This is a genomic window from Streptomyces marispadix, from assembly GCF_022524345.1.
GTDB lineage: Bacteria > Actinomycetota > Actinomycetes > Streptomycetales > Streptomycetaceae > Streptomyces > Streptomyces marispadix.
Window position 1 is genome coordinate 1173513 of record NZ_JAKWJU010000002.1, and the last position, 12991, is coordinate 1186503.

At 72.8% G+C, this 12991-nt stretch carries 11 protein-coding genes; 3 read left to right on the top strand and 8 right to left on the bottom strand.

Features of this window, described 5'->3' with window-relative positions; all coding sequences use genetic code 11:
• The first annotated feature begins 66 nt into the window (after positions 1 to 66).
• Positions 67 to 2184: an anthranilate synthase family protein gene (locus MMA15_RS05100; RefSeq protein WP_241057776.1), complete on the top strand. Its 2118-nt coding sequence runs from the start codon at positions 67 to 69 to the stop codon at positions 2182 to 2184.
• A gap of 230 nt (positions 2185 to 2414) precedes the next feature.
• Here the strand turns inward: MMA15_RS05100 and MMA15_RS05105 are convergent, their stop codons facing one another.
• From MMA15_RS05105 to MMA15_RS05120, 4 genes are all read right to left on the bottom strand, one after another.
• The gene (locus MMA15_RS05105) at positions 2415 to 3443 is read right to left on the bottom strand and encodes a 6-phosphofructokinase (RefSeq protein ID WP_241057777.1); all 1029 of its coding nucleotides are present in this window, start codon (positions 3441 to 3443) and stop codon (positions 2415 to 2417) included.
• A gap of 151 nt (positions 3444 to 3594) precedes the next feature.
• Positions 3595 to 4242 carry a response regulator gene (locus MMA15_RS05110; protein ID WP_241063008.1) on the bottom strand — a complete coding sequence of 216 codons (648 nt, stop codon included), beginning with the start codon at positions 4240 to 4242 and terminating at the stop codon, positions 3595 to 3597.
• A 140-nt stretch (positions 4243 to 4382) separates the two neighbouring features.
• A complete protein-coding gene (gene macS / locus MMA15_RS05115; RefSeq protein ID WP_241057778.1) occupies positions 4383 to 5690 on the bottom strand; it encodes a MacS family sensor histidine kinase in 1308 nt (435 codons plus the stop codon).
• Between the two features lie 66 nt (positions 5691 to 5756).
• On the bottom strand, positions 5757 to 6626 hold the full coding sequence (locus tag MMA15_RS05120; RefSeq protein WP_241057779.1) for a lysophospholipid acyltransferase family protein: 870 nt from the start codon (positions 6624 to 6626) through the stop codon (positions 5757 to 5759).
• A gap of 305 nt (positions 6627 to 6931) precedes the next feature.
• On the opposite strand from MMA15_RS05120, the gene MMA15_RS05125 reads away from it, so the two are divergent.
• Both MMA15_RS05125 and MMA15_RS05130 read left to right on the top strand, forming a co-directional pair.
• Positions 6932 to 7720, top strand: a complete 789-nt coding sequence (locus MMA15_RS05125; RefSeq protein ID WP_241057781.1) for an alpha/beta hydrolase — start codon at positions 6932 to 6934, stop codon at positions 7718 to 7720.
• Positions 7710 to 8444 (top strand): hypothetical protein, encoded by a 735-nt coding sequence (locus tag MMA15_RS05130; protein ID WP_308290508.1) that lies wholly within the window; start codon positions 7710 to 7712, stop codon positions 8442 to 8444. Before MMA15_RS05125 ends, MMA15_RS05130 begins: the two co-directional genes overlap by 11 nt.
• A gap of 144 nt (positions 8445 to 8588) precedes the next feature.
• On the opposite strand, the gene MMA15_RS05135 is transcribed toward MMA15_RS05130, so the two are convergent.
• The 4 genes from MMA15_RS05135 to MMA15_RS05150 form a co-directional block, all read right to left on the bottom strand.
• Positions 8589 to 9422 (bottom strand): endonuclease/exonuclease/phosphatase family protein, encoded by an 834-nt coding sequence (locus MMA15_RS05135; RefSeq protein WP_241057783.1) that lies wholly within the window; start codon positions 9420 to 9422, stop codon positions 8589 to 8591.
• Positions 9423 to 9603: 181 nt separating this feature from the next.
• Entirely contained in the window at positions 9604 to 10545 is a 942-nt protein-coding gene (locus MMA15_RS05140; RefSeq protein WP_241057784.1) for an ROK family glucokinase, read from the bottom strand.
• A gap of 94 nt (positions 10546 to 10639) precedes the next feature.
• Entirely contained in the window at positions 10640 to 11389 is a 750-nt protein-coding gene (locus tag MMA15_RS05145; RefSeq protein WP_372498184.1) for a DUF5304 domain-containing protein, read from the bottom strand.
• A 193-nt stretch (positions 11390 to 11582) separates the two neighbouring features.
• Positions 11583 to 12941 (bottom strand): ArsA family ATPase, encoded by a 1359-nt coding sequence (locus tag MMA15_RS05150; RefSeq protein ID WP_241057785.1) that lies wholly within the window; start codon positions 12939 to 12941, stop codon positions 11583 to 11585.
• Positions 12942 to 12991: the final 50 nt, after the last annotated feature.

Below are 12991 nucleotides of genomic sequence, written 5' to 3' on the forward strand. Positions count from 1 at the left end.
CCTTCGGTGTGTCTGCACGGCCGTTCCTCAGCGTGTGACCAGCGCATTCCGAGGAAGGACCGTCCGATGTCCCATCCACGTCCGCGGCCCGGGGACTCCCGCCGCCCGGCCGCTCCCGCTCAGGCCGACGCCCCGTCCGAGCCGTCCGCCCCGTCCGGTCCATCGGCTCCGCCCGCTCCGTCCGCTCCGTCCGCCTCCGAGCTGGTCGAGCGCCTGCTGGGGGACGACGCCCCGCCCTTCGCGCTGCTGCGCCGCAGGACACCCGGCCGCAGGCACGACATCGTCGAGGTGCTGACCGGGCCCGTACATGAGGCGGCGCGGCTCGCGGACATTCCGGACGGCGATCACGGGGCTCTCGCGCTCGTGCCTTTCCGGCAGATCCGGGAGCGGGGCTTCCGGGTGAGGGACGACGGAACGCCGCTGGCCGTGATGGTGCCGCATGAGGTGTACGAGATCCCGCTGGAGGAGGCCGAGGCGGCGCTGCCCGCGCACCGGGTGCGTGTCGAGGACGGCGCCTTCGACGTCTCCGACGAGGAGTACGCCCGTACGGTGAGCCGCGTCGTGGAGGACGAGATCGGCGACGGCGAGGGCGCCGACTTCGTGGTGCGGCGCACCTTCGAGGGCCGGGTCACGGGCTTCTCACGGGCGGACGCGCTGGCGCTCTTCGGGAGGCTGCTGAGCGGCGAGCGCGGCGCGTACTGGACCTTCGTCGTGCACACCGGGAACCGGGTGCTGGCCGGCGCGAGCCCGGAGGTGCATGTGCGGATGTCGGGCGGAACAGTGGTGATGAACCCCATCAGCGGCACGTACCGCTATCCCCCCGAAGGGCCTTCCGCCGAGGGACTGTTGGACTTCCTCGCCGACCGCAAGGAGAGCGAGGAGCTGTCCATGGTCGTCGACGAGGAGTTGAAGATGATGTGCACCGTGGGCGACATGGGCGGGGTGGTGGTCGGCCCGCGGCTGAAGGAGATGGCGCATCTCGCCCACACCGAGTACGAGTTGCGGGGGCGCAGCACGCTCGATGTGCGGGAGGTGCTGCGGGAGACGATGTTCGCGGCGACCGTGACGGGCTCGCCCGTGGAGAACGCCTGCCGCGTCATCGAGCGTCACGAGCGGGGCGGACGGGGCTACTACGCGGGGGCGCTCGCCCTGATCGGCCGGGACGCGGGCGGCGCGCAGACCCTCGACTCGCCCATCCTCATTCGGACCGCCGACGTGGACGCGGCGAGCGGGCTGCTGCGTGTGCCCGTCGGGGCGACGCTCGTGAGGGCCTCGCGGCCGGCGAGCGAGGTGGCCGAGACACACGCGAAGGCCGCCGGTGTGCTCACGGCGCTCGGTGTACGGGAGGCGCCGGCGGGACGTGCCCGTACGGCGCGGACGCCCCGGCTCGCGGACGATCCACGGGTACGTACGGCGCTCGCCGCACGCCGCGCGGACCTGGCGCCGTTCTGGCTGCGGATGCAGACCGGCGGCGAGGGGTGCCCCGGGCAGGGACCGGGTCAGGAGCACGGCCCGGGGCGGGAGCCGGGGACGGGACCGGCGCGCGGCGCGGGGCGTGCGCCCGTTGGGCCCGGGCGGGTGCTGGTCGTGGACGGCGAGGACACCTTCACGTCGATGCTCGCCCATCTGCTGCGGGCCACGGGCTCCGCGGTCGAGGTCCGGCGGTTCGACGAGCCGGGTCTGCGTCGGGCCGCGATCGCGCACGAGGGCCCGGTGGTGCTGGGCCCCGGGCCGGGCGACCCGAACGATCTGGCCGATCCGAAGATCCGCCTGCTGCGCGGCCTGGCCGGGGAGCTGATGCGCGAGCATCGCCACGGACTGCTGGGGGTGTGTCTCGGGCACGAACTCCTCGGCGCCGAGCTGGGGTTGGAGATCGTACGGAAGTCGCTGCCGTTCCAGGGGGCCCAGGAGACGGTCGCGGTGTTCGGCCGCGAGGAGACCGTGGGCTTCTACAACTCGTACGCGGTGCGCTGCGGCCCACAGGAGGAGCGCCTGCTGGACCGGGCGGCAGGCCGCGGGCGGGTCGAGGTCAGCCGTGATCCCGCGACGGGCGAGGTGCACGCACTGCGCGGTGAGGGCTTCGCGAGCGTGCAGTTCCATCCGGAGTCCGTACTGACGCTGGACGGGCCGGGCATCGTGGCGGAGATGCTGGAGGCGGCGGCGGGGGCGGGCGCCCCGCGCTGAGGCGCCGAAGGGCAGCCGAAGCGAAACCGTCTCCGGGGCGCCCAGTACCGCCAGGGCACCCAGCACGCCCGGGACGTCCAGGACATCCAGGACGTTCGGGACGCGGGCCGCCCTTGCGACCGTTCCGCGACCCTGGACGCCGACGGGCCCGCGTACACATCCGGTGCGTACGCGGGCCCGGCCACGCGACTTCGCGGCTGAGTTCTCAGGGCTCCGCCAGGGAGGCGGCCTCAGCCGAAGAAGACCTCCGCCTCCTCGTACATCTCCGGGTCGACCGTCTTCAGCTTCGACGTGGCCTCGGAGATCGGCACGCGCACGATCTTGGTGCCCTGGAGCGCGACCATCTTGCCCCAGTCCTGGTCCCGTACGGCGTCGATCGCGTGCAGCCCGAAGCGGGTGGCCAGCCAGCGGTCGAACGGCGTGGGCGTGCCGCCGCGCTGGATGTGCCCGAGGACCGTCGTACGGGCCTCCTTGCCGGTGCGCTTCTCGATCTCCTTCGCCAGCCACTCGCCGACGCCCGAGAGCCGAACATGCCCGAAGGAGTCGTGCGAGTCGTCCTTCAGCACCATCTCGCCGTCCTTGGGCATGGCGCCCTCCGCGACGACGACGATCGGGGCGTAGCTCGCCTTGAAGCGGGACTCGACATAGCGGCACACCTCGTCGACGTCGAAGCGGCGCTCCGGGATGAGGATGCAGTTGGCGCCGCCGGCCAGCCCGGAGTGCAGGGCGATCCAGCCCGCGTGCCGCCCCATGACCTCCACGACGAGCACTCGCATGTGGGACTCGGCCGTGGTGTGCAGCCGGTCGATGGCGTCGGTGGCGACGTTGACGGCGGTGTCGAAGCCGAAGGTGTAGTCGGTCGCCGAGAGGTCGTTGTCGATGGTCTTGGGCACGCCGATGCACCTGACGCCGAACTCGTCGGTGAGCCGGGCGGCGACGCCGAGGGTGTCCTCGCCGCCGATCGCGATGAGGGCGTCGACATCGTGCTTGACGAGGTTCTCCTGGATGCGGCTTACGCCGTTCTCCTCCTTGAACGGATTCGTACGCGACGAGCCCAGGATCGTGCCGCCGCGAGGCAGCGTGCCGCGCACAGCGGGGATGTCGAGCTGCGTGGTGTCGCCCTCGAGCGGCCCGCGCCAGCCGTCCCTGAACCCGACGAAGTCGTAGTCGTACCGCTGGACGCCCTTACGGACGACGGCCCTCATCACCGCGTTGAGTCCGGGGCAGTCGCCGCCACCGGTCAGCACTCCGACCCGCATGGGATCTCCCTTCTCACATCGCCGTACGCCCTGTTCGCCGCACGGCCTGTACGCAACTGCCGCCACGCTAGCGGTGATCCACATCACGAGGGACAGGGCGCGGAGACGTTTTCCGATCGGTTACGGGAAGAGCGGGCGTCCGGCGAGGGAATCACTCCTCGTCGAGGCCGCGCTGTATCGCGTAGCGCACCAGCTCCACGCGGTTGTGCAACTGGAGCTTCCCGAGCGTGTTCTGGACGTGGTTCTGCACGGTGCGGTGGGAGATCACGAGCCGCTCGGCGATCTGCCGGTAGCTCAGCCCCTTGGCGACGAGGCGCAGCACCTCCGTCTCCCGCTCCGTCAGCCTCGGCGCCTCGGGCTCCCCGGACCCTGCCGCGGGTGCGGGATCGGAGGCGAGCCTGCGGTACTCGCCGAGCACGAGGCCCGCCAGACCGGGGGTGAAGACCGGGTCGCCCAGGGCTGTGCGGCGTACCGCGTCCTGAAGCTCCTCCATGCTCGCCGACTTCAGGAGATAGCCCGTCGCCCCCGACTTCACGGCCTCCAGCACGTCGGCGTGCTCGCCGCTCGCGGAGAGCACCAGCACCCGCAGCCCGGAACCGGGGCCTACGAGGCTGCGGCACACCTCGACACCGGGCAGGCCGGGGAGATTCAGGTCGAGCACGAGGACGTCCGGCGCGGCGGCGCGGGCACGCCGCACGGCCTGGGGGCCGTCGCCCGCCGTGGCCACCACGTCGAAACCCGCCTCGCCCAGATCGCGCGCCACCGCGTCCCGCCACATCGGGTGGTCGTCCACGACCATCACCTTGACGGGGCGCTGCGGTCCTTCGCCGGCACCCTCGGCTTCCGCAGCCGCCGGGCCGGTGTCCGCCGGGCCGGTGTCCGCCGCGCCTTCCTTCGGGCTGTCCTCGGTGTTCGTCATCGCCCCCGCCGCCTTCTTCGTCAACTCCCGCGTCCCCCCGGCCGCTTGGGCACCCGCAGCTCGACCTCCGTGCCCTGGCCGGGCACCGAGACCAGCTCGGCGCTGCCGCCGATGTCACGCAGCCGCCCCCTTATGGACAGGGCGACTCCCATCCTGCCTTCGGCCTCGGCGTCCGCGAGCCGTCCCTCCTCAAGTCCAGGGCCGTCGTCGCGCACCGTGACCAGCACGGCGTCCGGCTCGTCCTCCAGCAGGATCCACGCCTGTGCCTCCTTGCCGTCGGGTCCGCCCGCGTGCTGCCGCACATTGTCCAGGGCGGCACTGACAGCCGCGGCCACTTCCCTTGCGGCGGACGCCGGCAGCGGTACGGGTGCGCCGGGCTCCACGAAGGTGACGCGGGCGCCGGAGTACGGGGAGAGCAGTGCACGCAGATCGCATTCGGAGGCGTCGGACTCCCCGCCGGCGTCCGCCGCACCGCCCGGTCTTCCACCGCCCGGTCTTCCGCCCGCCTTCCCGTTCGCTCCTCCGCCCGGCGCCCCGGCGTGGCTCCCCTCCCGTGCCGAGGCGGCCCGCGCACCTACGGCTTGGGCGGGGACGGCGGCACGGGCCCGCGCCTCCCGCGTCCCGTCCTTCTCACGTGAGACGAGGCTGCGCAGCGCCACCTCCTGCTCGCCTGCCATGCGGCCCAACTCCGCGGCCTCACCGCCGATTTCGTTGCCTCGGCGCTGCACCATGGCGAGCACCTGGAGCACGCTGTCGTGGATGTCGCGGGCCAGCCGCTCCCGTTCCCGGGTGGCCGCCTCGATCTGGAGGGCGTGGGCGAGGGTGCGTTCGCTCGCCCTGGCCACCTCGATCACGTAGCCGATGCCGATGCTCGCCACGCACACCAGCAGCACGTTGTGCAGGGTGGGCCTGGTGATAGCGCCTCGTTCGAGGATGTTGGCGATCCCGACGATGGTCGCGGCGACCGCCCCCCAGCGCCAGCCGCCCTTGATGGCGAACGCGAGGACGGGACCGGCGACCCAGATGCTGGGGAGGGTGGGCCCGATGTTCCCCTCCGCGTCGACGTAGACGGAGCCGAGAATTCCGGCGACCGCCATCGCCACGTCGACGGCGAGGAAAGCCTTCGTACAGCGCCTCGCGGAAAGGACGTTGGGGATCGTGGCCAGCGTCCAGACCGTCAGCAGCCCCAGATAGAGGGCGCCCGCCACGGGGTGCGCGAGACGGTCGTACGCCCAGGCGAAGACGGCCAGCGCATAGCCCGTCGCCAGCAGCCGGTAGCCGGTCAGCGCACGCCACAGCGGCCGTTCCACCGACTGTCTCAGAACCATCGCTTCCGGCCCGCCCCTCGCCCTGCGCCGCTCGCGGCGCACATCCCCGCGCCGCCGTACGTCTGTCTACGCCGCCCGGTCACGCTCGTTCCACTTGCGCCGCACCGCGGCGATCCTGGCCGCGGGCCCGGCATGACCGAACCGGCCCAGGCGTCCGGACCGCCCAGGCTCTCCCGCCCCCTGCTCGCCCTTCGCGGCCTGCTCAGCCTGCTCGGCCTCCCGCTCCGCTTCCTTCGCGGCCTTCTCCGCCTCCGCGTTGCGCCTGGCCTCCTCGGCGAGCTGGCGCTTCGCGGCCGTGGCGTACATGTCGACGTACTCCTGGCCGGAGAGCTTCATGATCTCGTACATGACCTCGTCGGTCAGGGCCCGCTGGATGAAGCGGTCGTTCTCCATGCCCTGGTAGCGGCTGAAGTCCATCGGCTTGCCGATCCTGATGCCGGGCCGCATCAGCTTGGGCATGACCTGGCCGGGCGGCTGGATCTTCTCGGTGTCGACCATGGCGACGGGCACTACGGGCGCTCCCGAGCGCAGCGCGACCCGTGCGAGCCCGCCTGGCTTGCCGCGGTAGAGGCGCCCGTCGGGCGAGCGTGTGCCCTCGGGGTAGATGCCGAACAGCTCCCCGCGGGCGAGGACATCGAGCCCGCTGCGGATCGCGGCCTCGCCCGCGCCGCGTACGCCGGAGCGGTCCACGGGAAGCTGACCGACCCCTTTGAAGAACGCGGCGGTGAGCTTGCCCTTCACTCCAGGCGAGGTGAAGTACTCGGCCTTGGCGATGAAGGTGACCTTGCGGTCCAGCACCGCGGGGAGGAAGAAGGAGTCGGAGAAGGAGAGATGGTTGCCGGCGAGGATCGCCGGTCCCTCTGCGGGGATGTGCTCAAGCCCCTCGACCCAGGGCCGGAAGGCAAGCTTGAGCCCGTTGCCCACCGACAGTTTCATCGCTCCGTAGAACAACCGAGGACCTCCTGTTCCCGACAACGGCGACCCTATCTCGCCACCGCGGAAGCGGCGCTGCTGCGTAGGGCAGTGCTGAACTACCCGGCGTCCGGCCCCCACGCGTAGGCTGGCACTCGCCCGTACCCTCGCCCGCCCGGCGGCGGATGCGGGCACATGCGGAGCGCACGCCCAGCACACGCGGCACGCTCGGCGCACACGGCAGAGCAGCACCGCAACGAAGCAGCACCACCTTGGCAGCGCCCACCCGACATCGACACCGACTCGATACCGACCGGCTGGAGGCCGACGTGTCCATCCTTCCCGGGGCCGAGCCCATGCGTCATGACGGATCCGGGACGGGCGTCCTGGTGTGCCACGGGTTCACCGGCTCTCCTCAGTCCGTACGCCCCTGGGCCGAGTATCTGGCCGCGAAGGGGCTCACGGTCTCCCTTCCGCTGCTGCCGGGGCACGGCACACGCTGGGAGGACCTGGCCGTCACGGGCTGGCAGGACTGGTACGCGACGGTCGACCGCGAACTGCGCACGCTCAGCAGGAACTGCGAACAGGTCTTCGTCTGCGGCCTGTCGATGGGCGGTGCGCTCGCACTGCGGCTGGCCGCCCGCCACGGTGACGCGGTGAGCGGCGTCGCCGTCGTCAACCCCGCGGTGACCTTCCCCCGGCTACAGGGCTACGCGCTGCCGCTGGGCCGGTTCCTGCTCCGCTCGGCCAAGGGCATCACGAGCGACATCGCCAAACCCGGTGCCGTGGAGGTGGGTTACGAGCGGGTGCCGACCCAGGCCGCCTACTCGGCCCGCGACTTCTTCCGCCGTGTACGCGGCGAACTGCCCCAGGTGACACAGCCGTTGCTGGTCATGCACAGCAGAACCGACCATGTGGTACCGCCGTCCGACTCGGCCCTCGTACTCGGGAAGGTCTCGTCGAGTGACGTGACGGAGACCGTCCTGGAGGACAGCTTCCACGTGGCCACACTCGACCATGACGCGGAGCGCATCTTCGCGGACTCCTACGGATTCATCACCCGGCTCGGCGCGGGGAACACGGAGACGGAGACGGAGACAGTGGGCGATGGAGCGTAATCCCGGCGCGGAGGACCACGACCACGGTGAGGACGAGCCGGCGCACCCGGCGGACCGGCGCGGTGAGCGCGGCCCGGACGCCGGCGTGCACGACGAGGACGGCCGGGCCGCCGGTTCGGGCGGGACCGGCGGTACGGACGGGACCGGCCGCGACGAGGACATCCGCGACGAGAGCGGCGAGGCGCCTCTTCCGCTGGACGAGAAGGCGGCCTGGGAGCAGATCGTCGCCGCCTACGGGGACCACCCGAAGGCCGAGGACATGGCACCGTCCGCCGAGCCGGGAGGCGACACCCGCACCGGCACCGCCGCACGCCCCGCCCCCAACTCCCGCCCGGACGGGGACGGCGACGGCGACGAGGGCGGCTCGTCCGTACGCAGCTTCACCGTCTACTCGGCGGGCGCCGGGCCGCGCGACTGGAGCCTGCCCGTCGCGGACGACGACACGGGCGAGGCCGAAGAGGACGACGACGAGGGCCACTTCGTACCGCCGGAGCCGCCGCCGCTGCCGCAGCCGGACACCACGGCGAAGTTCGCATGGCTCGCGGTGCTCGGCGGACCGCTGCTGCTCATCTTCATGGTCGTCTTCCAGCAGGAGCTGACCTGGTGGATCGCGACGCTGGGCGTCGGCGGATTCCTTGGCGGATTCGCCACGCTCGTGGCACGCATGCGTGACGGGCGGGACGAGGACGACTGGGACGACCCTGGCCGCGGCGCCGTGGTGTGAGGGCGCAGAGCGCTCGTGGCGTCAACCACCCACAGCGGTACGGGCTCTCGGCGGTCTCAGCGGTCTCAGCAGTCTCAGCGGCCTCGGCGCTGCGGTGAACTCATAGCGCCGTAACGCCGGTTGGCACCACAGCGCTCGCCACCGTCAGGCCGCGGACTCCCCCGGCTCGGCCGCCGCCTCCGACGCCTCTCCAGGCTCGGCCGCCGCCTCCGCGCCCTCAGGACGCTCGGGCGGCACCCGCAGCGCCGCCAGCACCGGCAGATGGTCGGTGGCGGCCCGCAGATCCGCCGGTGACACGCCCTCCAGCCCGTCCGGTACGCCGCAGCCGATCACCTCGACGCCCTCGGAGGCCAGCACGGCGTCTATGCGCTGATGAGGACGCAGCGCCGTCGAGGTGTGCTCGCCGCCCCAGGGCGCCACCGCCCAACCGTCCTGGAGCCGCCCCGCGAGCCGGCGGAAAGTACGGCCTCCGGGGCGCTCGTTGAGATCGCCCGCCGCCACGACATGCCGTGTGCCCAGGCCCTCCAGGCGGTCGAGCAGCATGCGGCCCTGTGCCCGGCGCTCGTCGCGTTGCAGGCTCAGATGGCAGCTCAGCACCCCGAGGCGCGCGGCCGTGCCGAACCGCAGCACGGCCGTGGCGAAACCTCGCCTGTGCAGACCGGGTGTGTGCGGGAGCAGCACGTCCTCGGTGCGTACGACCGTGGCCCGCAGCGACGCCAGGATCATGGGCCCCGTCGCGGTCGCACCGCCCGTCACGTAGACCAGTCCGCTCTCCCGCGCCAGCCACGCGGCGTGCTTGCGCCAGCGGAAGAACCGCGGTGCCTCCTGCACGCACACCACATCGGGGGCGCACGCCCGCACGACACGGGCGAGTGCCTTCCTGTCGTCCCGCATCGAGCGGATGTTGTAGCTGAGCAGACGGACGACGGCCGAACCGTCGGGCTCGGTGCGTCCTGCGGGCAGATCCGCGAGCGTCATCGGCTCGGCTCACACTCACATTCCTCGGCCGTCCGGCCGCTCGTCCCGCTCCGTTCGTCCCGTTGCGTTCGTTCCGTTGCGTCGTTCGCGCTCCGCTGGTCCGCTCCGCCTGCTCGCTCTCCACCCGGTCGCGGGGCGCGACCGGCCCTACGAGGTACGACCGGCCGCCCGCAACGGTCGCTCAGCCCTGCCTGGCGAGGTCCGCGACGCCCACCATGCCCGCCTGGCCGCCCAGTTGGGCCGCGAGCACCTCGGCGTGCGGACGCCAGCGGCTCCCCACGAGCCAGCGGCGGTAGGACTTGCGGATCGGGTCGAGTACGAGGTCGCCCTCGTCGGAGACCCCGCCGCCGACGATGAACGCACCCGGGTCGAAGAGCGAGGCGAGGTCGGCGAGACCCGCCCCCGCCCAGCGCGCCAGCTCACGGAAGGAGTCCACGGCGACGGGGCAGCCTTGCCGTGCCGCCTCGCTGATGTGCTTGCCCTCGACGCCCTCGGGGGTGCCGTCGCCCAGGCCGAGCAGGATCGTGGCGTTCTCCGGCGTCGCCGTGGCGCGCTGCTGTGCGTAACGCACGAGCGCGCTGCCCGACGCGTACTGCTCCCAGCAGCCCTGGTTGCCGCAGCCGCACAGCAGGCCGTCGGGCACCATCCGGATGTGCCCGAACTCGGCCGCGACCCCGAAGCGTCCGCGGTGCAGCCTGCCCCCGATGATCACGCCGCCGCCGAGGCCGGTGCCGATGGTGATGCAGACGACGTCCTCGTGCCCGGTGCCCACGCCGAACTTGTACTCGCCCCAGGCCGCGGCGTTCGCGTCGTTCTCGATCACGACCGGAAGGTCGATGCGCTGCTCGACCTTGTCCTTGAGGGCCTCGTGCCGCCAGGTCAGATTCGGGGTGAACAGTACGGTCGCCCGCTTGTCGTCGACGTAGCCGGGCGCACCGATGCCTACGGCGTCCACCACGTGCTCGGCGCTGGCGTCCCGTACCGCGTCGGCGATGGCGTCGATCACGCCGTCCGCCGTGGGCGGGGTGGGCACGGTGCTGGTTTCCAGAATCGTGCCGTGCTCATCGACAACTCCGGCCGCGATCTTGGTGCCGCCGATGTCGACGCCGATAGTGAGTCCCATGTGTCCCTCGGTTTTTCCGGTCCTTCCCCGCCGCGGAACACCGTACCGGAGGGGCCGTACCGCCAGATCCCGAGCTTTGGCCCGCGATCGGCCGTCAGGACGCGGAGCCGCCGGAGGCGGAGCCGCCGCTTCCACCTTCGGCATCGCCGGAACCCTCGGAGCCCCGCTGATCGACGGAGTCGCCGGGAACCCCCGGGGCGCCGGGATCGCCGGAGCCGCCGTCGCGGCCGGTGGTTACGGACCCGCCGGACTCGGCCGAACCGGCTGAACCGGCTGAACCGGCTGAACCCTGCGGCCCGTCGCCCCGTGCGTTCTCGTCCCGCCCCGGACCCGCGGTCTCCTCCGGCCCCTTGTCCAGGTCGATGCGCTCCAGGTCGGCGGACGTACGGCCCGAGGCGCCCGCCGATGTGCCGGGCGGGCCCTGCGGCGGGCCCTGTGCGCCTGCCGTCCAGCGTCCTTCGGCCTCCTGTACGGCGGCACGGTAGGCCGCGAGCAGTTCGCCGCCCGCAGCGGCGAGATGGTCGAAGAACTGGGGGTTGCGCTCGACGACGGGCTCGACGGCGGCCCGCGCCTGCGCGATGAACTGCTGCGCGACGCTCTGTGCGGCGGTGGCGGCCAGCGTGCCCGCGAAGGGTTTGCCCAGCTCGGCGACCTTTCCGGAGACCGCGTCCGCGAGACGCCTCAACTCCTCGGCTGCGCTGCCGTACTGCGGTCCGTACTCCGCGCGGCGGCGGGCCTTCTCCGCGGCGAGGTCCTCCTCGCAGGCGGTGGCCCAGGCGTCGGCGTCCGGTGCGGCCTGTGCCTCGTTCTCGACGGGCTCGGCAGGCTCGGCGGGCTCGCTCATGACGGCGCTCCTACGACGGAGGGAATGCGGCCGACGTCCGCTGTCGACCCGTATTCCGACGTTACCCGAACGGAGGCGGCGCCGAGACTGCCCCGAGGCCACTCCCGGCCGGTCTCGGGCGCCGGTTCGAGCGGCCCGCGTCACGCGGTCCTGTGGGTTCTCTGCCCTCCGAGCGCCCCACGAGGCGTCCGCTCTACGGCCCCCCGGAGGCGTCCGTACCGGCTGAGCCCGCAGCACCGCCCGAGCCGGTCGAGTCGTCCGAACCCTCCGAGCCTCCCGTGCCCCCCGGCCACAGCGCCGGGTCCGGCTCGCAGCGCACCCGCAGCTCGCCCCGCTCCAGCGCGGCGCCCACGACCCGGCATCTGCGCAGCGCCGAGGGCAGCGGAAGCACCCGCCGGTACGGGCCGAAGCCGAGGATCAACTCGTCGCCGCGGCGCACGAGTTCGAGCTCCTCCTTGCGTACGGCCGGGAGCGCCAGCCGCCACACCAGCAGGCCGTCGGAGGCGAGCCGGTCCTCGACGGTGCCATCGGCGCCCAGGGGGCCGCCCGGACTCCGGCCCGTCCCCGGGCCCGCCGCGCCCACGGACCGCACGTCACCGACGGCCGCCTCCCCGGCCAGCCGCAGCAGATCGTCCGCGCCTCGTGGTTCCCGTCCCAGGTGCGGCAGTTCACGCACCGGCACGCCCTCCGCCCCGTACTCCTCGTGCCACGCCTTGAGCACCGTCTGCTGCCGTCCCGACAGCGAGGCCGTCCAGGCGTCCCGACTCCCGGACGGGAACACCCTGTTGGCGACGACCGCCTCCAACGGCAGTCCGTACAGGCCCAGTCCGGCACGGCCCAGGCGCAGCGCCTCCGAGGCGAGCGGGCCGGGTTCGGCGACCAGCAGCACCGCGGTGCCGGGCGTCTCCAACAGGCCCTGTACGGCGGCTAGTCCGTCGTCCCAGCGTGCGGCGCCTTCGTACAGCGCGTCCGTGGGCATCGGTATGCCGACGAGCTGTGCGAGCGCGGGACGCAGCGCACGCGCCGCCTGCCGCTCGGCCGGGAGGAGCCTGCGCAGATAGCGGCGCAACTGCGCGGGAAGGGCGAGGGTCCGCAGGGCGGCGGGTGTGTGCGGCAGATCGACGACCACGGCGTCCCACTCCCCCGCGTCGTGTGCGGCACGCACCGCGCTCAGCAGTGAGAAGGCACCGGAGCCGGGCAGTTCGGTCAGCTCGTCCTCGTCCAGCGGGACCGAACCCAGCATCGAGAGGAGCTTGGAGCCGCGCTCCTGCAAGGAGACGGCGGCGGCGCGGAAGTGCTCGGCGGAGCCGGTACGTGCCACATGCAGCCGCCCGTCCGTGCCGGGAACCGGCGCCGGGCCGCCGTCTCCGGCTGCCGCGCCCGTGCGCGCGTCACGCACGGACCCATCGGGCATGCCCAGCACGGCTTCCAGGGTCGCGGGCTCGTCACCGCTCAGCAGCAGCGTCCGCAGACCGTCGTGGGCGGCCGAAACCGCGCTCGCGGCGGCCACGGTCGTACGTCCGGAGCCTCCGGCACCCGTGATCAGCAGCATCCTCGGGCGCGCACCGTCACGCCCACCGGCACGCGTACCGTCACCGGCAC